The sequence below is a fragment of the Paenibacillus sp. FSL K6-0108 genome (genome assembly GCF_045040695.1).
In the GTDB taxonomy this organism is placed as follows: domain Bacteria; phylum Bacillota; class Bacilli; order Paenibacillales; family Paenibacillaceae; genus Paenibacillus; species Paenibacillus pabuli_B.
Map to the genome: position 1 here is coordinate 726,954 of NZ_CP150288.1, position 20,088 is coordinate 747,041.

The following is a 20,088-nucleotide window of genomic DNA, read 5'->3' on the forward strand; positions in this document are numbered from 1 at the left end:
GTGTGCCAGAAATGAAGGGTACTCTAAAAAATCTACCCGGTCTGAGACTAGATGATTATCGGAAAATGATAAAATTGGACGAAGCTAAAGAAAAAATAGATTCTTCCTCTGTAACGGAAGATCAATATATCGATGCAGTAAATGATCTGCTGAATTTCTTTACGACTGAAGGCATCATTACATCTACTCAAATTCCCATCCAAAAAGCTGAGAAACGAAAACTTCTTCACGCTATTCAAAATATATGGGCGAAACCGCTCGATCCAATGATTCATCAAAGGTTCGCCATCGTACTTGATTATGAAATGCAAAAAAAAGGAATAGTGGATATCAATACACTCCCCTCATTGGAGGGAGAAGGAGTATCTGCCGAAGGGTTGCCGTTGACTCAACTTATGATTTGGAAGGGGGATATTACAAGGTTAAAAGCTGATGTTATTGTGAACGCAGCAAATAACCAACTGCTTGGCTGCTTTGAACCGCTACATGCATGCATAGATAATGCAATTCATACCTCAGCAGGACCGCAGCTTCGTGAGGATTGCAAAACCATTATGTCTATCCAAGGCCATGCCGAGTGGACTGGGGATGCAAAAATAACGAGAGCTCATCATCTTCCCTCAAGGTTTGTTCTTCATACAGTAGGTCCTATTATTTCTCATACACCCTTAAGCGAAGCGGATGAAGAGAGCTTGGCTTCTTGCTATACGTCTTGTCTAAATTTGGCTGCTCAGGTTGAATCTATCCGGTCAGTCGCATTTTGTGCTATTTCCACAGGTGTATTTGGTTATCCCAAGCTCCCAGCAGCTAAGACAGCAATTCGTACGGTAGGTGAGTGGGTCAACCAGCACAAGGAACGCTTCGAACGGGTTATTTTTAATGCCTTTAGTCAAGAAGATGAAGTGATTTACAGGAGCGCATTAGCTGCTTATAGCAAATAATCAGGGGGGTTATGAATACGATGGATCAAATTCTTTCGAACAGAAAAATGGATTCCTGGCGACCGTTGTAAAAGGACGGCCTAGAATCCGGTAACATTGGGATTACGCCTTTTTTTAATAGCCCACATAAATCTTACCTTTGTACTGCGAACAAGAGGGAAGTGTGTCTTCAGCTAAAAGAATACCCAATGTTGAGTTTTCGCTTTCGACACCAGATCCAGCTATTCTTTTCACAATTTTTGTATTAGGAAAAACAATGGCATTAGGTGGCATGCATCGGTTATCGGTTCGTATTTATAAGGTACCACGTAGCCAAAACATTCCTTGTGCATCGTCTGTTAATGGGAATTACTTTGCCTTTACATGTATGTATAATTTTTAGAGATTAAATGGTTAAAAAAGATAGTTGGGCTGAGATACTGTTATTTTATAAGTAACAAATTCTTTCAAATCATCATATGAGACACAAGCAGAACACCCCATCCTTGTATGGGGTGTTCTGCTCATTTGTTTTGTACCTTGCAGTAAACTTATCCCTGCAAGAATTCAATTAATGCTGAATTAAATTGCTCATGGTGGGTCGCGTTAAATCCGTGTGGTCCACCTTCGATAACCACCAGACGGCTGCCAGGAATGGACTCATGAGTACGTTGTCCACTCACCTCCAAAGGTACAATGGCATCTGAATCGCCATGAATAACCAGCGTTGGAATGTTGAATTTCTCCAGATCTTTTCGGAAGTCAGTAAGAGCAAAGGCAGCAATACAATCTAGCGTGCCTTTAGGTGAAGCCAGAGCAGCAATATCCCGGTTATAAATGCGGAATGGCTCGCTCACAAGATCTGTACGCTCCCCAGCAGCGAAAAAGTTACTTGTAAAACCATCCAGGAACGCTAGACGATCCGCTTTTACCCCATTTTGGAATCCTGCAATCGTTGCATCATCCAATCCTCCTTGAGGATTATCCTCGGTTATATAGAGGTAAGGAGGAACCGCTCCCGCAAAAACGGCTTTAGAAACGCGTTCTGTTCCGTAGGTTCCTACATAACGCGCCACTTCGCCACCACCCATGGAAAAGCCGACTAGTGTGGCATCGCGCAGATCAAGGTGCAGAATCAATTTATGCAAATCCGAAGCAAAGGTGTCATATTCATAGCCATCCCAAGGTTGGGAAGACTGACCGAATCCACGACGATCATACGTGATTACGCGGTAACCTGCTTCGATCAGAGCAGGTACTTGCATTTCCCAGGACCGCCCACTCAAGGGCCAGCCATGAATCAGAATGATTGGCTTTCCCGCACCGTGATCTTCATAATACAGCTCAATTGGTTGTGCATTTTCTTCGCCTACATTAAGTTTAGCCATGTGAAATCACTCCGTTAGTTTTATTTTGATTGAATCTGTAGCAGTGTTGCACGTTTCATCCCCATTTAATCTGCAGAACTCTAAATAAGACAGTTGCGACGGACATCGCTGGCCCACTACCTAAAGTTATCCAGATGGTACAGTGGTTGGCTGCAGGCAGAAGATCCCTGAGCTACGAGAGTTGATTGCAAGCACCTTAGTTAAGATAATGATATGTCGAGAGTCGCTGTGCCAGCCTGGCCAACGTGCGTTCGAAAAAAGAATCATCATTGAGTGCCCTACTCACGACCAATCCCCCTTGAATACCAGCAACTGTTTCCTCTGAAATTTGATCAGCGGTCTCCTTAGAAACCCCTGTTCGCACCAGTGCCGTACTTAAGGCTTCAATCCATCTCATGAAATATTGCCGAATTACAGTGTCGAACCGATCTCTTGTTCCATCCATAGCGAACGCACCTAAAAGGCATATACGCTGTCCAGATTGAAAATAGGCATCGACCTCTCTCCACATATGATCAATGGCTGCTCGGGGTTCATTCTTTTCGAGCGGTTCAAAAATGTTGTTGATAAACCATTGATCAATATGAGCAAGAATTTCAGCAACCATCTGTTCTTTTCCACCCGGGAAGAAATAGTATAAGCTTCCTTTAGATAGGCGTGTACGGGCTGTAATTTTACTTAAAGACGCACCTTCATAACCTAATTCACGAAAAACCTCGGTAACAAGAGGGATAACATCAGACTTTTCAAAAACAGTACGAGTCATAGTTCCAACCCGCCTAAGCCTGGATGATCAGCAGGATGCAAACCAGGAGACCATTGGAATTCATGGCTATTCCAGCTACCTTCTGCTATACGTGATTTTAGGATCGCCGTCTCGCGAGTGAATGGGGGAGCTAAATAATTGATTAGACTTTCCTCGCTTTCTGTACTATTTGTTTCATTATAAACTGATCGGTTTAGGAAAGCAAGTTTATATTTTATAGCAGGTGCAAAATACTCATTAGTTTAACCCCGAAGACAATATGCACCTAGACAACGAAGATCCGGCAAGGAATAGGGTCGGAACAAGATGCTTTCGTGGTCGGGGCACTGCTGCCGACGTGCCGAACATGTAAATACTCACTAACCTGTGGGAAACAGCCCTCATCTTGAAAACAAGGTGGGGGCTGTTTGAAGCTTATGCATAGGCTAAGCTGCCCTGGGACATAATGTCCTTGGGTGAATATGATGGAAATGGATTCGTTACTTGTAAGGGTGCACCAAATTGAAGAAACAATGCAGCATCCGTCCGATCTGCTTGTGCGGTATCTTCTGAATCATGATATATGCCTGCTATATATTGGAGGGATCGTCGATCTACAGCTCTGTCAGGAATCGGTTGTCAAGCCTTTGCTGACATGTTCTCCGAGCAGCGATTCTTTACAAAACATCATCGATTCTTTGGCTGCCTTGGATGTGGGTATAAAAGAAGACGATCGTAGTATACCTCAACTTTTGCTGAACGGATCGGTCATCCTGATCAATAGGATGCATCATCAGTTTCTTGACATTCGATTGGGAAATTTCCCGAAACGAAGCATTATGGAACCTGAGATGGAAGTTACGACACGGGGGCCAAAAGACGGCTTCGTTGAAGATTTGTCAGCTAATCGGAGTTTAATAAGAAAACGCCTGAAGACGGATCAGTTGAGAATTGAATCTGTCACTATAGGTAGTTACTCGCATACCCCTGTGGAGATTTACTATATCGACGGGATTGCAGATCAAGATATGGTCAAGGGCATTATACGGCAAATCGAAAGCATGAATGTGCCCTTCATAACGGATTCAAGCTTGATTGAGAGAGCTCTCGACAGACGTAAGCTGAAATTCCTTCCGATACTTCAACATACACAGCGTCCCGATACCGTTGTATGTAATCTCATGGAAGGTCGAATCGTTATTCTCGTTGACGGTACACCGGAGGCGATTCTGCTCCCGGCTGTTTTTTTGAATTTCATGGAAAGTCCTGACGACTACTATGAAATGCCTATGTTTGGCGCAGTCGTAAAACTTCTTCGATTATTCGCATTTGTACTCTCGATCACTTTGCCTTCCATATATCTCGCCATCTCAACGTATCACTGGTCATTGATTCCAACCAATCTGTTAATCAGCTTCGCTTCATCCAGATCCGGCGTTCCTTATCCGTTGATTTTGGAAATATTGCTGTTGGAGTTCGTATTCGAAGTGCTGCGGGAAGCAGGGATAAGATTTCCCAAAAATATTGGACAGGTTGTAAGTATTGTTGGCGCTCTTGTTATCGGAGAAGCAGCCGTTCAAGCGGGATTTGTATCCGCTCCTACGATCATTGTTGTGGCCTTTACTGGGATAGCCTCATATATCGTGCCAAAATACAGCTTTGGTACGTTAACCCGATTTCTGCGATTTCCACTGCTAGCTGTAGCTACATTCGCGGGTCTGCCGGGACTGCTCCTGGGCTTTTCCGTCATCGTCGCTCACTTTATTAACACGACATCATTCGGAAAGCCTTACATGAGCCTGACCAGTAAAGTGCACGGAAAGCCCACTGCAGCTTGGTTTATAAATTCGGTCCAAAAGAAAGACTGAGGGGGGGATTGCATTGAGGAAGGGGGTTGTGATGCTGGCGCTTACCATTCTGATCGGATGCGATAACGGGACTCAAATTGAGGATTTGGCCATCACGTTGTCGGTAGGCATGGATAAGGAAGAGAAGGGAGTTACCGTAACGACCGAGCTGCTCAACATACAAAAGGAAGGAAGCAGTCAAACAGGTGGAGGATCTCCGAAATATTTTCTTGAATCGGTAACGGGTCAAACGATATCAGATGCCATGACTAGACAAAGTGGGATACATCCCAATGAAGTGATGCCTTCACATAATGCAGTCTTGGTTTTTGGAGAAAAAATGCTGCAAAAAGGAATCACGGACATCATTTCCGGTTTTTTACGTATCCGTTCCATTCGTGGAGGCACATCTATTGTAGCTGCCAAAGGCACTGCACATGAGCTTCTGAAATCAACGGCAGTAGAGGAACAGTCTATCTCTACCTCCATAACAGAGCTAGTCAACCGCCAAGGCATTCAAGCCAGAGCGGTGCAATTTCTCCAAGAGGCATCTGGCAAACCTCAAGACATGGTTATTACGCTGCTGGGTACTGTCGAATCCGAAGGTAAGAAACGTCTTGCGGTTTCCGGCGCTGCGATTTTGAGCCACGGGAAGCTAAAGGGTCATCTGAATGAAGAGGAAATGGGCCTCGTCGCTCTATTGAATCGTCAGAAATCGAATGTACATGTTACGGTAGAATACAATGGAGAGCCGGTAGAATTCATCATCAGCCACAGCAAATTGAATCTGGTCTCCCGAATAATGGGGGGGCGGCCCGAGTTCAGTTATGAGGGTAATCTAACTTTTAACGTCTACAAGTCAAAGCTTGGATCTGTTGTCTCGCCAGATGACATTGCAAGGATGGAAGAGCTGTTATCGCAAAAACTGAATTTCAAGCTTACCGAGCTTGTAGATAAAGTCAACACACGATATCAATCCGATATATTGGGACTTGCCGACCATCTGTACCGATATCGGCCCTCCTATTGGAAAAAACATAATAAGGATTGGGATACGATTCTGCCAGATATCGATATTGCTTATCGTATGAAGATTCATATTAAGAATGTGGGAATGCATATTTGAGGGGCGAACAACTGATGATAAAAACAGGTTTGATTACGCTGCTTGCCATTGTTGGATTGGTTATTTTACGCAACGTATATGCACGACATTCCGGCAGTCGTAAGGGGGATTGGGTCATGTCCTGCTTGGCTATTATATTGTTCTTCGTCGCTTTGCTTAACGTCAACATTTCCGTTAGCACCTACTTGGCCCGCTTTGTAAAACCTCTTTCCTATTTCATTTTTGGAGGTGCATGAAATGAGAAAAGGAGCTAATTTGGGCGCCGATTCATTCCTAACCTATGGAGTTTGCGTCGGAACTTCAGCATTAATCCCCTATAGCTTAATGAATCGGCCTCAAGATCAAGGGGTGGCGATCATCCTTGGGGGAATTTGGATATTAGCACTGTTTACCCTTTATCGGTCGATCTTGCGTTTCGGTGACGAACATGATGATCTGTTCGATCTGATCCGTTTGGCTTTTGGCAGGGTCATATCCAAACTGATGATCTACGTTTACGGGATCTTTGTCCTGCTGATGATCGGTAAGGACTTAGCTATCGTTTGGGGAACGATCGGGAATATGATGTTACCGAAGCAGACTCCACAATTCGTTGCCGCTCTGTTGGTCATTCACATCTTTCTGATATGTATTCAGGGTGGAATGAAGACCATTCTCCACTTAAGCGTTTTCTTTTCAACGTTATGCTTGTTGACTAATATAGTTATTCTCGTATTCAGTATACAAGATATTGAAGCCAATTATTTTTTTCCTCTATTTTATGAAGGATGGAAACCCCTGTTTCAGGAATCTTTCTCTATTTCCACAAACTCCTCCGGTGAAATTATGCTGTTTTTGCTAGTGCCTCAAATTTGTACGGAAATCAGAACAACTATTAAAAGGTATCTATTTCCGGTACTATGCATTATGATGACAAACCTGATCAAATACGTTGTTTCCGTCGGTTTTTTGGGTGAATATTTGCAATATGTTTCCATACCGGGAGCGGTGGCGTCCGGTGTTTTGACCATTGGCAACGCACAAATTCGCATTGAATCACTGGTTATACTTGCTTGGTTCTCGACTGCGATCATAAAGTTTTCTATAGAGTACTATATTCTAGTTAGGATTGCCTCTAAGCTAACCGGGAATGGGAATGAAAGCTCCACGTTTTACCTTTTCCCAGTTGGATTGATTGTGTGGTCCATCACGATGATTATGTTTCAAAATCAACTCGAAATCATCCGCTTCCCGGAAACCTATGCAATCTATGCTACGGTATTTCAAATCATTATTCCTGTAGTACTATGGGTAGGTTTGAAGTTGAAAGGTATTATTCGAGCAAGACTTCAGTGACAAAGAGAATCACACCACTGCAGTAACCGCGGGTATTTAATGTTTTACTGAATATTGAAGAAGGATAATTGACAATCTTATATACCTATAATACTATACATATAGGTATTATGCAAAAAAAGAAGGGGGTAATTATTAATGACAAATTTTCATGTTGGCCATGTAGGCATCAATGTCACATCGCTTGAAAGATCTATCGCCTTTTATACCGACGTTTTCGGACTTGTCGTAAAAACGGCGTCTCTTGAAGGGCCGCGTAAATACGCTTTTCTCGGGAAAGAAACGGGTGGTGATTTAATCACCTTGTGGGAGCAAAGTGAGGGGCGCTTCTCCACCAATACTCCTGGGCTACACCATTTGGCGTTTGAAGTGGATTCTATCGAAGAGGTCCAGCGATTCGAGGGCAGGTTGAAGGAAGCCCGTACGCCGTTTCTCTATGACAATATTGTAATGCACGAAGAAGGAAGTAAATCCGGGGGGATTTTCTTCGAGGACCCAGACGGTGTTCGGCTCGAAATTTTCACGGCGAATGGCGCACAGAATCACGGATCGGTGGCCGAACATGGCGGCCCGTCTTGCGGCTTTTTCTAAATGCAACAAGAATAGAACCCTACTGGGCTGCCATTTGATAGACTTGCTCCAAGCAGTTCAATAAAATTCATCTGGAGGTACGAAATGAAGGCTAGTGATCTCTTAGTGCGTTGTCTAGAAGCGGAAGGGGTTGAATATATATTTGGAATCCCAGGCGAAGAAACCATTGATCTCATGGATTCGTTGACGCGATCTTCGATACGATTTGTGCTGACTAGACATGAACAAGGAGCCGCTTTTATGGCGGATGCGTACGGCAGGCTGACAGGAAAGCCTGGTGTGTGTCTAGCCACGCTCGGGCCTGGTGCAACGAATCTTGTTACTGGTGTCGCCAACGCTCATCTTGACAACTCTCCGATGATCGCAATAACAAGTCAGGCTGCAACGACTCGTCTTCATAAAGAATCGCACCAGAATATAGACACGATAAAACTATTCAACGGAATAACCAAATACAACCAGCAAATCGTCTCGGCATCAACCATACCTGAGATTATTCGCAAGTCTTTTGCTCATGCAGTGGCTGAATCAGCCGGTGCCGTTCATCTTCAACTACCGGCGGATGTCGCGAAGGAAGAGATTGAAGCTTCTCCTCTCCCTGTAAAAAGACAGGCTGCTTCAAGCCCTGATCCGATTTCGCTGTTTCATGCTTCATCGCTTATAGCGGGAGCCAAAAAACCTATTGTTCTTGCAGGAAACGGGGTTATCCGCAGTCATGCAGCAGTGCAGCTGCTGAAATTTATAGAGAAGGCAAACCTGCCTTTAGTTCACACGTATATGGCGAAGGGTATTTTGCCGTTCGATCATCCTAATAACTTGTTTACTGTAGGAGGGACATCAGGGGCGGATTGCCTACTCCCTCTGTTGGAAGCGGATTTGATAGTCGCTGTTGGCTACGATTTAGTCGAATATGATCCTGTAGTGTGGAATGAGGATTCATCTCGCAAGGTGCTGAATATTCACACGGTTCCTGCAGAAACTGATACTCATTACCCGGTGGCGCTGGATCTTGTTGGTGATATACGGAATTCACTGGAGACCCTGACTGCGGCCGTGCTGCGACGTCCCGATATCGCATCATTTGTATCGTTACGAGAACAAAGAATCGATGAAATGCTTCAAATGCCAGAAGACCAGGAGCTTCCTCGCTCAGTGATGAGAACACTCAGTGAAACTTTGCCCGAAGATGCAATCGTCATTGCCGATGTAGGGTTGCATAAAGTTTGGGTATCTCGCTGGTATCAACCCAAAGCCCCGGGCAGAACCATCATCTACAATGGTTTTGCCTCTATGGGCGCGTCACTTCCGGCAGCTATTTCAGCTGGTCTTGTTAGACCCCAATCGCAGATTATTGTAGTATCCGGCGATGGCGGGTTCCTCATGAACGCTCAGGAATTGGAAACGGCCAAACGCCTCGGTCTTGTCATAACCATAATTATATTTAATGATCAGCGCTTGAGCTTGATAGAGAAACATCAGCGCGAAGCAAGTTTGGCCGTCACGCAGACAACCTTCACCAATCCGGATTTCCAGTTATTTGCTCATAGTTTTGGGGCTGAACACCGACGTGCAAGTAACGCCAAAGAATTTGCACAGGCGTTACAAGAAGCTCTGGAAAGCGGGAACCTGAACTTATTGGAGATCGTCCTGTAACTGTAAATTCTACCAAAAGCTCAAGAACAAGAAAGCCGTCCAGACCAGGACGGCTTTTTTAATTGACAAGAAACTTGCTGAGAAGCTGAAAAGGGAAGGCATGGAGCAAAGCGACTGTCTTCGCTCCATGGCAAATTATTATTGATAAGTTAGGGTCTCACACTAGTTTCGGATTGAATGGGGAGTAGCTGATCATTGGCCATGGGTTCGGATTGGCATTCATCCATTCGATGGAAAGTTCTAATTCGAATTGGGTCAGTCTCAGGGCGCCTGGAAATGTTGAGAGAAGTTCGTCACTGTCCGGTAATATCGTTGCTTTTCCGGTCAGCTGCATCGTATCTCCAGTCTCGTAATCAATGAAGAGCATGCCACAATGAGGATTAGTATAAATATTGCCCAAGGTGTTGTACATTGAGTTCCCAGCATAATCGGGGAAAACAAGGGTTTTATTATCAATGACACGAATAAACCCGGGGGAACCGCCCCGGTGGGAAGCATCCGCTTTGTGATCGGGACTAGCCGTTGCTATGAAAAAAGTATCCGCCTGCTCTATCCAGTGAATTTGTTTATCATTCCATGTTGTGGCTGTGCGGGAAACTGCAGCTTCTGTTTGTTCAAGCCCTGCTCTTCTATGATCTCGGGCTTGAATATATTTTGGGCAGTTGGCGTAGACCTGCTCGGTTTTGACCATAATTCCGTCAGGGTGTAGCTCAGCTGTGCCGTTAAGCCGCATTCTTCTTCGGGTTGTAGGTTCGATCGCCAATATGCCAATTTCCTTTATCGAATTCAAATGATCTCGAAGCTGAGTCTGCTGGAGTGGAGAGATATGAATACGAACGTTTTGCTCGTCGATCGGCTCGACAAATCCAGGGGCACCGATCAGTAGTGTCGCCCATACCCTATGGTTGCCATCAATCGTACTTATGATGATAAAGGTTTGATTCGCGAGAAAATCGGATGCTGCTTTGGGCATGTAATCACGGACGGATCTACCAGTTTGTTCGGCCATGTTTAGCTCTCCGGCCATTTGTTGAACAGCAATCTCACCACGGTGGTATACAGAATCCATCAAAATTCCTCCTCTAAAGTAAACCTGATCAGAAAGATAAGGGTGTGAATTAAACCTAAAGCCATAATCCGAGGGATTATGGCTTTAGTATGCTCAAATTTTACTGAGATTTGTTGTGGCAGCTTCTTTGAGCAATGTTTCGCTGCTTTTTTCAAGAACCATAGGGTAAAGCTCTACCTTATTGGGCGCCAATGATTTCAATTCGTCAAAGACGGCGGCAGAAGCATATACCTTATCTGAATGCTTAAGCTTATCCTTTAATTGCTCCGGATGATTCAAGCCAACATTTATTGCTTCGATTTGCCTAATTCCTGCATCATCGACTCTTTCTGACATCCATTGAGCGCCGGCGTTGCCGAGGCACGCGAAGCCTACTTTGCTTCCGGGCTCCAGTTTGGCTACTTCCAACAAAAAAGACATTTCGGTGGTAGCACCGATGACCAAAATTTTAACATCGAAGCCAGCCAGCAAGACTTTTACCTCATCGGCATGATTCAATGTGGTGACGACCGTATTAGCATGCTCCAACGCAGCGGTCAATACTCCGGGATTCTCTGAGACATCCTCGAGAAAGACGGTTATGGCATCTGCTCCTGTGACTCGCTCGATCTCCTTGCGATAAAAAATATGATCATGCTCCTTGCATTCGATAAACAATAACCGCAATGGATGAGATGCTTTCGAATTGTGCAGCAAAATGTAAGCAAGACCTGCCGTGAAAAACTCATCGAGCGGAATTCCGAGCCGCTCTGCTTCCTGGATGGTTGTATTTACCAGATCGTGCATGGGCTGACGAAGTCTCCGCAGCTCGTCGGTCTTCAGGCCATTGAGGACAGTTGTGCCCCGGCCCTTCTGCAGTTCTACAATCCCTTCATCCTGCAACTGATTATAGACAAGATTAACCGTATTCCGATTAAGCCCAAGCAGGTCCGCTAGTTGGTTAGCGGGAGGCAACATGTCGCCTGGTTTAATTTGTCCGACTCCGATCAGCCACTTCAGCTGTTCTCGAATTTGGGTGTTTACCGAGAAGGTAAGCTTGGGATTCACCTTTAAAACGAGATGGTTCTCCATATCCATAGCTCCTTTCATTAATTACTATTTGTTTGGTACTTTAAATTTACTTTAATCACCATAGAAATGCAAGGAATGAAGATATTTCGCGCTTTTAGTGTTGACATATTTTAAATAACTAGTATTATATACATATAAACACCTATTAAAATATGAATAAGTGAAAGGGGAATGACAAGATGAGCAAAGATATTCGACCTCCATTTACCCACGAGACCGCGCTAGCGAAAGTAAAGTTTGCAGAGGATGCATGGAACTCCTGCGATCCCGAACGGGTAGCTTTAGGCTATTCCATCGATTCCAACTGGCGTAACCGTACGGAATTCTTCACTGGGCGTGAAGCCATTAAAGTTTTCTTGACCCGCAAGTGGGAGAGAGAACTGAATTACAAGTTAATGAAGGAATTGTGGTGCTATACGGATAACCGAATCGGCGTACGCTTCGAGTATGAATACCAGGATGCGCAGACGGGTCAGTGGATGAGATGCCACGGAAATGAATATTGGGAATTCGCTGACGATGGATTAATGAGAAGAAGAGAAATGACAGGCAATGATTTCCCGATTGAAGAAAGCGAACGTAAGTATAAGAAGTGACATTCATAAACAAAAATAACGGAGAGGATGATTTAACATGAGTAAAGATATTCGGCCACCGTTCACATTGGAAACTGCTTTGGCAAAAGTTCAATTCGCTGAGGATGCTTGGAATTCGAGAGACCCGGAGCGGGTAGCCATGGGCTACTCTGAGGACTCCAACTGGCGCAACCGTACGGAGTTTTTCACAGGACGCGAAGCTATTAAGGCATTCCTTACCCGCAAATGGGAGAAAGAACTGGACTATAAGCTAAAGAAAGAGCTATGGTGCTATACAGCCAACCGTATCGCCGTGCGTTTTGAATACGAGTATCGGGATGCCGATACGGGCCAATGGGTGCGGACGCATGGTAATGAGCTGTGGGAGTATGCCGAGGATGGCCTTATGAAGCGCCGGGACATGAGCGCGAACGATTACCCAATCCAGGAAATCGACCGCCGTTATAAATAACAGTTGTGACAAAGAAGGGTCCTCCCACACGAGTCATAAGAAGACTCAGGGCAGCCCCGTTCTCCAAGGTCATACAATAAAAAGGAGCCCCTCCCCCTTGGTAAAATACATCCATTATATTGATGGATGTATTTTATTGTAACGCAGAGTCCCGCATTGCAATTTAAGTCAATAATGAAATTGAGGCATCTCCACACGGCATCGAGAGTGGAATTGATGGGAACACCGGAAGTTGTGAAAATATCCGAAATTGTAATGTGGAATTGAATCATGCTAACAAGAGACGACACATCAGAATGACCCCAGTGGAAGTTAATCATTAGTGGCCGCTTGCAGAGGGAACATTTCGGATCCGGTTCATCTACATGTAACAACGGAAGCCTTGTCCGTGCAGATGCAGGAGAGGATCATGGCGTATTCAGACGCAGATATAGCCTGTCACTTGTTCAGCCGATTTCATGAAATGAATGTTGTGTATGAAGATGTTGCGAAATGCATGCTGGGCAATTGACTTAGAGGAGCATTTAGAAGAAAGGCTGATAATGAATAAAAACGAGATTTCGAATAACAGCTACAGGTTTCGAAGTCGTCGAAAGCTTTTTGTTTGCTTGGGAGAAGGATGTGCCCGGGATAAACAATGGGAATGTCTGAAATACTATCATCAAAAGGAGGACTGTATATGAAGACTTGGCAACAAGGCGTCTGTTTAATGGTGTTGTCCGCGTTAATTCTATTTGGTGGATCGGCATGTAGCAATAAAAGCAACGAAAGTGGGGAGAATACCAGCACCAATAATGAAAGCAACCAGACGTCCGACAATTCACTGAAAATGATTAAATCAAATGGAGAAATCACAATCGGCACGGAGGGAACGTATGCACCGTTCACGTTCCATGACCAAAACGGCGAATTGACGGGCTTCGATGTTGAAATCGCTGAGGAGATCGCCAAGCGGATCGGGGTTAAAGCGAAGTTTGTTGAAACCAAATGGGATGGTATGCTCGCCGGATTGGACGCCAAGCGTTTCGATATGGTGGCAAACGAAGTAACCATTCGAGATGACCGGAAGGAAAAGTATGATTTCTCCAAACCGTATATCCTTTCGAAAGCGGTTCTGATTGTGAATCAGAACAATACCAGCATTAAGAGTTTGGCAGATCTCAAAGGAAAGAAGTCCGGACAGTCACTTACCAGTAACCTTGGAGACATCGCCAAAGCGAATGGCGCGCAGCTCATCTCAGTTGATGGATTCAATCAGGCTGTCGATTTGCTCACTTCTGGACGAATAGATGCAACGATCAACGACAAATTGTCATTTCTAGACTTGAAAAAAGCGCGTCCTGATGTGCCAATCAAGGTGGTTGCGGAGACGGATCAAGTTTCGCAAAGTGGCATGCTCTTCCGCAAAGGAGACAAAGAGCTCATAGACGCCGTAAATAATGCAATTAAAGATATGAAAGCGGACGGCAAGTACTTAGAAATTTCCAAAACCTATTTCGGCGAGGACGTTTCGAAATAAAAGGGGGGGCCATCATGAATGACCGAACAAGCCTGGATATTTTCATTGATTCATTCCTCCCCCTGCTGCAAGCAGGAATCACGTTTACTGTTCCTCTCACTTTGATTTCATTCGTGCTGGGACTTGTACTTGCGCTATTAACGGCAATCGCAAGGCTGTCGGATTTTTATCCTCTGGTATTAGTAGCGAGGTTCTACGTCTGGATCATACGCGGAACCCCGCTCCTGGTCCAATTGTTCATTATATTCTATGGGCTCCCTAGCCTTGGTATTCTGATTGACGCCTTCCCGGCAGCGATCATTGGCTTTTCGCTTAGTGTCGGCGCCTACGGGTCAGAGATCGTTCGAGGTGCAATCGTGTCAATTCCAAAGGGGCAGTGGGAAGCAGCGTTCTCCCTTGGAGAAACAAGAATGCAGGCGCTACGCCGTATAATCTTACCCCAGGCGGCGCGTGTCTCGGTGCCGCCATTGTCTAATTCGTTCATATCGTTGGTGAAGGACACGTCGCTTGCAGCAACGGTGACGGTTACTGAGTTATTTCAAAAAGGGCAGCAAATCACGGCGGCTGTCTATGAGCCGTTGTTGATCTACTGCGAAGTTGCTTTGATATATTTGATTTTTTGCACGGCGCTGTCAGTATTACAGCGGCGACTTGAGATATTTTTTAATCGTTATTTTATGGCTTAAATGGGTAGAGTTCATGTTTAGGAGGTTTCCCCCAAATGATCGAAGTCCGCGAATTAACCAAATCGTTCGGCGATAACTCTGTGCTTCGTGGTATCAATTTGACTCTGGAACAGGGGCAAGTGCTTGTTTTGATCGGACCTTCAGGATCTGGCAAGTCGACATTGTTGCGATGTTTAAATGTGTTGGAATTTCCCACATCGGGCTCGGTCACAATCGGGAAGCTTCGGCTGGAGTTCCGTCCGGACTTAAAGCCACGGAAGGCAGAGGTTCTCGCATTACGGCGTCAGTCAGGCATGGTGTTTCAATCTTATCATTTATTTCCTCATTTGACAGCGCTTCAGAACGTGATGGAGGGGCAAATTGCGGTACGGCGCAGGCCAAAGGACGAAGCACGAACAAAGGCGTTACAATTGCTTGCCAAGGTTGGGTTAGCCGATAAGATCGATGCGTACCCGCATCAACTCTCGGGTGGGCAGCAACAGCGGGTAGGCATTGCTCGGGCGATATCAATTGACCCGGAGATTCTGCTTTTCGACGAGCCGACGTCCGCGCTCGATCCAGAACTCGTGCGTGAGGTGTTGAAAGTTATCCGGGAATTGGCCGAAGAGGGGCGAACGATGATAATTGTTACTCATGAGATGAAGTTTGCCCGCGAGGTGGCAGACCGTATTGTTCTACTCGATAAAGGTGTCATTGTGGAGGAAGGGCCGCCGGAGCAGTTTTTCAGTCAGCCCCGCGAAGCGCGTACCCGGCAATTTCTCTCGCTGTTGATGGAACAGAAATAACTATGTATACCGTACATCGTTCAATATGACGAACGATCATCTCATTAAGCTCGGGCAATAGCGCCAAGCTGGAATATTTGGTTAGGGGATATAATAATCATCCAGTTCTCCCGAATGAAGCGATGTTTTTCTTAAAGCCTCCCTGTAGTGAAGGTAGAAGTGGTCTAATTAGCACTAAAAAAACACGACTCTTCTTACCGAGAGTCGTGTTTTTGGTGCAATAATGCTCCTCACTCAAGCATCATCAGGAGTACTTAAAAGGTCGAAGTCATGGGTTCCGTTCAAGCGTTTTCAACGTGAGACATTAACTTTTTAATCGCCTGATTCAATGCGTTGAATTCCTCTTTATCCATACCGCTTGATGCCAACATGGCTTCTGGAATACAGGCAGCTCTCTCCTGAAGAGCCATCCCCGAATCGGTTATTTGAATAATTACAATTCTCTCGTCGGTTTCGGAGCGTTTACGGACGATGAGTTTTGCAGACTCCATCCGTTTGAGCATGGGAGTAAGCGTCCCCGAATCTAGGGTGAGGATTTCGCTAATCTCCTTAATCGAACATTCCTGATGATCCCATAAAACCAGCAGTACGAGATATTGCGGGTACGTTAGCTCCAAATCGTCGAGCAGTGGCCGATACATGCGAAATATCGCCCTCGAACAAGCATATAAGGAAAAGCAAATATGATCATCCAGTTTTAAGAGGTTTTTAGGGTCCATATATTAACATCTCCTTATTCCGATCATTAAATTTTGCGCGAACTTATCTCAATAAATACTCTTATTATGAGAAGTTGTCAACCAAAATTTATTTTGTGCAAAATTAAATTGTTGACGAAATAAAAAAGAGGGTGTATGATTCGGGTATATTGATTTTGCACAAAAGAATTTTGCACAAATATATTGTGCAAGATATTAATGGAGGGGTCGTTATGCGCTATTAATTGATTGTTACGTTACAGGTAGGAAAATAACGAAAACAACGGAAGTCGAGAATCTCCTAGGATTTCCGGAAAGAATAACAGGCGCTGAACTTATGGACAGTATGCGGAAATAGGCAGAAAATTTGACATCTGGGTTTTAATCTGGATATGCAACTCGCGTGGACACGTCGAACGGTCTGATCGCCTGTCTATAGAAGGCGAAGCTGAAGGGGCAATACGAAATTCAATGGAGTCTCGGTTACACGCCTACAGGAGTCGTTTCTACACTGTCCTGAAAGTTGGCGATAACGCGAACGACCAAGAAGAATTCTTGGGAGCGCATTATATCTTTCTGGCCATCAGCCGACCACTAGATTTCTGGAAGATCGGCTAGAAAACGACGAGCTGGGTAACATTGAGGTTGCTCCGGCGCCTCCAGGATCGTACCTACCGTCAGGCAGAGGTTGCGGGCGTCTTTATCGGACTTTCGGCAGTAAAGAAGAAACGGGAAAAGGAATCATTTTTAGTACTTAGATTATTTTATATGGAGGTCATTATTATGGTACAAGAACGTACAGGAGCAGCAACGCTTGTTGGGCAGCCGATTACATTGTTAGGTCCTGAATTAAAGGTAGGGGACCAAGCGCCCGATTTTAAAATAAATAAAGATTTGATGACGGAAGCAGGCCTTTCTGATTATAAGGGCAAAGTCAAATTAATCTCTGTCGTTCCATCCCTCGACACAGGGGTTTGCGACGCTCAGACGCGTCGTTTTAACCAAGAGGCGGCGAACCTAGGCGAAAATGTTGTCATCTTGACGATCTCTGCCGACTTGCCCTTTGCTCAGAGCCGATTTTGTTCGATTGCGGGCATTGATAAGGTCGTTGCTTTGTCGGATTACAAACACGGATCTTTTGGTCAAGCGTATGGCGTACTGATTAAAGAACTGCAGCTTGACCATCGCGCTGTCTTTATCATTGACGCTGACGACACCATCCAATACGTGGAGTATCTGAGGGAGATGTCGGAACATCCTAATTATGAATCTGCATTGAATGCGTTGAGAGAATTGGTCGGTTAAATCTTAAATCTATTACACGGGAGGATTACTACAATGAATAAAATAAAAGCGAAGTCTATTTTTATTGCAAGTGTTGCTTCGATTATGCTGCTGTCGGGGTGCGGAACGGTCAATAGTGTGAAATCAAATACGGCGAACGAACCTTCTTCAGCACCTGCGGCGAGCGTGAGCGCGTCGGCTCCTGCCGATGTAAACAAAGTAGTCCTAGAGCCTGCGGCTCAGGAATTCGTTGAGGCTACGGCAAACCCGCCTTACTTGTTTGATCTTGGTCCGGAAAAGGGGCGCGAAACTGTTGATCAGGTGCAATCGGGCGATGTACAGAAGCCAGACGCAGACATTCGGAAATTAACCATTCAAGGTGGGCCAAAAGGGAGTGTTTCAATCACAATTGTTCGCCCTAAAGATACTTCAAAAGAGTTGCCAGTTATTTTGTATACGCACGGCGCGGGCTGGGTTTTTGGGGACGAGCTGACGCATGACCGACTCATTCGGGAATTGGCTGTGGGCTCGGGCTCGGCTGTCGTTTTCACAAACTACAGCCTTTCACCGGAAGCGCGATATCCGGTAGCCATCGAAGAGGTATATGCCGCACTGCAGTGGGTGGCGAAAGAAGGAAGCAGCTACGGACTGGACTCGAATAAAATCGCGGTAGCTGGAGACAGTGTTGGGGGCAATATGTCTGCAGCAATCACGTTGATGGCCAAGGACCGTCAAGGTCCGAAAATTAGCAAACAATTGTTGTTCTATCCCGTGACCGATGCGAATTTCGACACAGCCTCATACAAACAATTCGCTACAGGCTACTTCTTGCGCCGTGATGGTATGCAGTGGTTCTGGGATCAATACACGACAGACTCGAAGAAAAGAAGCGAAATCTACGCTTCACCACTTCGTGCAACGACTGAGGAGTTGAAGGGATTGCCGGAAACACTAATCATCACTGCGGAAGCTGATGTCCTGCGTGACGAAGGCGAGGCTTATGCCAACAAACTCAGAGAAGCAGGTGTACCCGTAACCGCCGTGCGCTTCCAAGGTATCATTCACGATTTCGTAATGCTGAACGCATTAAAGGATACGAATGCCGCACGAGGGGCGTTGCTTTTGGCCAATTCTTGGCTGGCTCAGTAAATGGAAAGAGGAGGGGCTGTGAATGCTCCCTCCTCTTTTTTATTCCGTAAAGGCATTGGCTTTTTTCATCGGGGAGTGGCGCTAACGAATTGAGTAAGTGTTATACGGATCGTCAGTGGAACATAGAAAAAAAACTGCATTGATGTTCCGATTCTTGCGAGTTGAATCAGAGGATTGCTTATATACTGTCTCGGCTTGGGATCAGGTGTGCTTACGGTGGTTTCAACTTTGTGCTCAACTTGATAGTCACCGGGTTCGATCTGAGCTTACACCGCCGGAAAAAATGATACCATTCGCGGCCTTGCGTCGCGCATGTAATGAAAAGGCGATCATCGAGAATACTTGATGATCGCCTTTTATGTACGTCCAGAATGGGCGTCATCTCTAAGGTGGAAATCCAAAACGGGGCTGGCGAACACCTACCGTTAGCCAAGAGCAAATGTTCCCACCGTGAAGTGGAATCTGAAGGAAGCTGGAGAATAGATATTCAATCATTGCAACTGCACACTTCATTGTGAGTGGTTGCAATGCCATTATGCTGTCGGATGGTCCGTTTGAGAGGGAGTTACTTTTTTCTGTCCGATTCACTTTTTTATAATGATAAGAAGTGTGACGGCATCATGTCCATTGTGCTGGACGATGCTTATAGTCCTCGTGTACCTCGGGACATGACCTGAGACGATCTTAGGATTTCAACTTCCCAATGGAGAGGTTAACACGATAATTCCCGTGCTCTAGAAGCCTGGCCAGAAGATTGTCAAGCTCATCATTGGAGGTAAGATGAGCGGTTAACAGAAAACATCCATCCCCACTGATTCGATGCCCTTCAATGATCGCTTCTTCTGACATAAAAAACTTAAGGAACTCTTTGTGATTGGCAGTTTCAACAAAGACAGTAATGAAAGCGGTTATAGGCAATCCGAGTTTGCTTTTATTGGTTGTAATCGTATATTGTTCAATGACTCCCAAATCCTCAAGCCTACGAATACGGTTTCCAACAGATTGTCCGGTCATATGTATTTCTTGACCAATATCTTTCCAAAGCATCCGCGAGTTTCTCTTCAATAAATCCAAAATTTTCAGATCGATCTCATCTAACATGATTAAACCCTTTCATCATGAAATTTAAAGCAGGGAAAGGTTTTCGCCAACTTGTTCTGCTTTTCTACGCAAAT

General features: G+C 45.1%; 20 protein-coding genes. 14 read left to right on the forward strand and 6 right to left on the reverse strand.

What is annotated here, in order from left to right:
- Positions 1-11 precede the first annotated feature (11 nt).
- On the forward strand, positions 12-941 hold the full coding sequence (locus tag MHB49_RS03555) for a protein-ADP-ribose hydrolase (protein ID WP_405155053.1): 930 nt from the start codon (positions 12-14) through the stop codon (positions 939-941).
- A 530-nt stretch (positions 942-1,471) separates the two neighbouring features.
- On the opposite strand, the gene MHB49_RS03560 is transcribed toward MHB49_RS03555, so the two are convergent.
- Both MHB49_RS03560 and MHB49_RS03565 read right to left on the reverse strand, forming a co-directional pair.
- Positions 1,472-2,308: an alpha/beta fold hydrolase gene (locus MHB49_RS03560; RefSeq protein ID WP_405155054.1), complete on the reverse strand. Its 837-nt coding sequence runs from the start codon at positions 2,306-2,308 to the stop codon at positions 1,472-1,474.
- A gap of 196 nt (positions 2,309-2,504) precedes the next feature.
- Positions 2,505-3,074, reverse strand: a complete 570-nt coding sequence (locus MHB49_RS03565; RefSeq protein ID WP_405155055.1) for a TetR/AcrR family transcriptional regulator — start codon at positions 3,072-3,074, stop codon at positions 2,505-2,507.
- A gap of 491 nt (positions 3,075-3,565) precedes the next feature.
- Between MHB49_RS03565 and MHB49_RS03570 the strand changes: the two genes are divergently transcribed.
- From MHB49_RS03570 to MHB49_RS03595, 6 genes are all read left to right on the forward strand, one after another.
- Positions 3,566-4,921 carry a spore germination protein gene (locus MHB49_RS03570; RefSeq protein WP_405155056.1) on the forward strand — a complete coding sequence of 452 codons (1,356 nt, stop codon included), beginning with the start codon at positions 3,566-3,568 and terminating at the stop codon, positions 4,919-4,921.
- A 13-nt stretch (positions 4,922-4,934) separates the two neighbouring features.
- Positions 4,935-6,026, forward strand: coding sequence for a Ger(x)C family spore germination protein (locus tag MHB49_RS03575; protein ID WP_405155057.1), 1,092 nt, complete (start codon positions 4,935-4,937; stop codon positions 6,024-6,026).
- 14 nt (positions 6,027-6,040) lie between these two features.
- Positions 6,041-6,262: a hypothetical protein gene (locus MHB49_RS03580; protein ID WP_405155058.1), complete on the forward strand. Its 222-nt coding sequence runs from the start codon at positions 6,041-6,043 to the stop codon at positions 6,260-6,262.
- 1 nt (position 6,263) lies between these two features.
- On the forward strand, positions 6,264-7,361 hold the full coding sequence (locus tag MHB49_RS03585) for a GerAB/ArcD/ProY family transporter (RefSeq protein ID WP_405155059.1): 1,098 nt from the start codon (positions 6,264-6,266) through the stop codon (positions 7,359-7,361).
- Between the two features lie 138 nt (positions 7,362-7,499).
- Complete coding sequence (locus MHB49_RS03590; RefSeq protein WP_405155060.1) at positions 7,500-7,952, forward strand: VOC family protein; 453 nt, start codon at positions 7,500-7,502, stop codon at positions 7,950-7,952.
- Positions 7,953-8,036: 84 nt separating this feature from the next.
- Positions 8,037-9,605, forward strand: coding sequence for an acetolactate synthase large subunit (locus MHB49_RS03595; protein WP_405155061.1), 1,569 nt, complete (start codon positions 8,037-8,039; stop codon positions 9,603-9,605).
- A gap of 157 nt (positions 9,606-9,762) precedes the next feature.
- On the opposite strand, the gene MHB49_RS03600 is transcribed toward MHB49_RS03595, so the two are convergent.
- Together MHB49_RS03600 and MHB49_RS03605 are read right to left on the reverse strand one after the other, a co-directional pair.
- Positions 9,763-10,674, reverse strand: a complete 912-nt coding sequence (locus tag MHB49_RS03600) for a pyridoxamine 5'-phosphate oxidase family protein (protein ID WP_405155062.1) — start codon at positions 10,672-10,674, stop codon at positions 9,763-9,765.
- A gap of 93 nt (positions 10,675-10,767) precedes the next feature.
- The gene (locus MHB49_RS03605; protein WP_405155063.1) at positions 10,768-11,745 is read right to left on the reverse strand and encodes a GntR family transcriptional regulator; all 978 of its coding nucleotides are present in this window, start codon (positions 11,743-11,745) and stop codon (positions 10,768-10,770) included.
- A 179-nt stretch (positions 11,746-11,924) separates the two neighbouring features.
- Here MHB49_RS03605 and MHB49_RS03610 point away from each other — a divergent pair, with 179 nt between their 5' ends.
- The 5 genes from MHB49_RS03610 (at position 11,925) to MHB49_RS03630 (ending at position 15,782) form a co-directional block, all read left to right on the forward strand.
- A complete protein-coding gene (locus tag MHB49_RS03610) occupies positions 11,925-12,341 on the forward strand; it encodes a nuclear transport factor 2 family protein (protein ID WP_405155064.1) in 417 nt (138 codons plus the stop codon).
- A 37-nt stretch (positions 12,342-12,378) separates the two neighbouring features.
- Positions 12,379-12,792 (forward strand): nuclear transport factor 2 family protein, encoded by a 414-nt coding sequence (locus MHB49_RS03615; protein WP_253497856.1) that lies wholly within the window; start codon positions 12,379-12,381, stop codon positions 12,790-12,792.
- A 679-nt stretch (positions 12,793-13,471) separates the two neighbouring features.
- The gene (locus tag MHB49_RS03620) at positions 13,472-14,311 is read left to right on the forward strand and encodes an amino acid ABC transporter substrate-binding protein (RefSeq protein WP_405155065.1); all 840 of its coding nucleotides are present in this window, start codon (positions 13,472-13,474) and stop codon (positions 14,309-14,311) included.
- 14 nt (positions 14,312-14,325) lie between these two features.
- Positions 14,326-14,997, forward strand: coding sequence for an amino acid ABC transporter permease (locus MHB49_RS03625; RefSeq protein WP_405155066.1), 672 nt, complete (start codon positions 14,326-14,328; stop codon positions 14,995-14,997).
- A gap of 35 nt (positions 14,998-15,032) precedes the next feature.
- Positions 15,033-15,782, forward strand: coding sequence for an amino acid ABC transporter ATP-binding protein (locus tag MHB49_RS03630; protein WP_405155067.1), 750 nt, complete (start codon positions 15,033-15,035; stop codon positions 15,780-15,782).
- Positions 15,783-16,063: 281 nt separating this feature from the next.
- On the opposite strand, the gene MHB49_RS03635 is transcribed toward MHB49_RS03630, so the two are convergent.
- Entirely contained in the window at positions 16,064-16,501 is a 438-nt protein-coding gene (locus tag MHB49_RS03635; protein WP_405155068.1) for a MarR family winged helix-turn-helix transcriptional regulator, read from the reverse strand.
- Between the two features lie 762 nt (positions 16,502-17,263).
- Here MHB49_RS03635 and tpx point away from each other — a divergent pair.
- On the forward strand, positions 17,264-17,785 hold the full coding sequence (tpx, locus tag MHB49_RS03640; RefSeq protein WP_405157032.1) for a thiol peroxidase: 522 nt from the start codon (positions 17,264-17,266) through the stop codon (positions 17,783-17,785).
- 33 nt (positions 17,786-17,818) lie between these two features.
- Entirely contained in the window at positions 17,819-18,913 is a 1,095-nt protein-coding gene (locus MHB49_RS03645; protein WP_405155069.1) for an alpha/beta hydrolase, read from the forward strand.
- A gap of 684 nt (positions 18,914-19,597) precedes the next feature.
- Here the strand turns inward: MHB49_RS03645 and MHB49_RS03650 are convergent.
- Positions 19,598-20,014 carry an Lrp/AsnC family transcriptional regulator gene (locus MHB49_RS03650; RefSeq protein WP_405155070.1) on the reverse strand — a complete coding sequence of 139 codons (417 nt, stop codon included), beginning with the start codon at positions 20,012-20,014 and terminating at the stop codon, positions 19,598-19,600.
- Between the last annotated feature and the right edge of the window lie 74 nt (positions 20,015-20,088).

Bases quoted from the DNA above. Each gene is read 5' to 3' on its own strand.
- MHB49_RS03555 (WP_405155053.1), top strand. From the start codon at position 12: ATGAAGGGTACTCTAAAAAATCTACCCGGTCTGAGACTAGATGATTAT.
- MHB49_RS03560 (WP_405155054.1), bottom strand. From the start codon at position 2,308: ATGGCTAAACTTAATGTAGGCGAAGAAAATGCACAACCAATTGAGCTG.
- MHB49_RS03565 (WP_405155055.1), bottom strand. From the start codon at position 3,074: ATGACTCGTACTGTTTTTGAAAAGTCTGATGTTATCCCTCTTGTTACC.
- MHB49_RS03580 (WP_405155058.1), top strand. From the start codon at position 6,041: ATGATAAAAACAGGTTTGATTACGCTGCTTGCCATTGTTGGATTGGTT.
- MHB49_RS03585 (WP_405155059.1), top strand. From the start codon at position 6,264: ATGAGAAAAGGAGCTAATTTGGGCGCCGATTCATTCCTAACCTATGGA.
- MHB49_RS03590 (WP_405155060.1), top strand. From the start codon at position 7,500: ATGACAAATTTTCATGTTGGCCATGTAGGCATCAATGTCACATCGCTT.
- MHB49_RS03595 (WP_405155061.1), top strand. From the start codon at position 8,037: ATGAAGGCTAGTGATCTCTTAGTGCGTTGTCTAGAAGCGGAAGGGGTT.
- MHB49_RS03600 (WP_405155062.1), bottom strand. From the start codon at position 10,674: ATGGATTCTGTATACCACCGTGGTGAGATTGCTGTTCAACAAATGGCC.
- MHB49_RS03605 (WP_405155063.1), bottom strand. From the start codon at position 11,745: ATGGAGAACCATCTCGTTTTAAAGGTGAATCCCAAGCTTACCTTCTCG.
- MHB49_RS03610 (WP_405155064.1), top strand. From the start codon at position 11,925: ATGAGCAAAGATATTCGACCTCCATTTACCCACGAGACCGCGCTAGCG.
- MHB49_RS03615 (WP_253497856.1), top strand. From the start codon at position 12,379: ATGAGTAAAGATATTCGGCCACCGTTCACATTGGAAACTGCTTTGGCA.
- MHB49_RS03620 (WP_405155065.1), top strand. From the start codon at position 13,472: ATGAAGACTTGGCAACAAGGCGTCTGTTTAATGGTGTTGTCCGCGTTA.
- MHB49_RS03625 (WP_405155066.1), top strand. From the start codon at position 14,326: ATGAATGACCGAACAAGCCTGGATATTTTCATTGATTCATTCCTCCCC.
- MHB49_RS03630 (WP_405155067.1), top strand. From the start codon at position 15,033: ATGATCGAAGTCCGCGAATTAACCAAATCGTTCGGCGATAACTCTGTG.
- MHB49_RS03635 (WP_405155068.1), bottom strand. From the start codon at position 16,501: ATGGACCCTAAAAACCTCTTAAAACTGGATGATCATATTTGCTTTTCC.
- tpx (WP_405157032.1), top strand. From the start codon at position 17,264: ATGGTACAAGAACGTACAGGAGCAGCAACGCTTGTTGGGCAGCCGATT.
- MHB49_RS03645 (WP_405155069.1), top strand. From the start codon at position 17,819: ATGAATAAAATAAAAGCGAAGTCTATTTTTATTGCAAGTGTTGCTTCG.
- MHB49_RS03650 (WP_405155070.1), bottom strand. From the start codon at position 20,014: ATGTTAGATGAGATCGATCTGAAAATTTTGGATTTATTGAAGAGAAAC.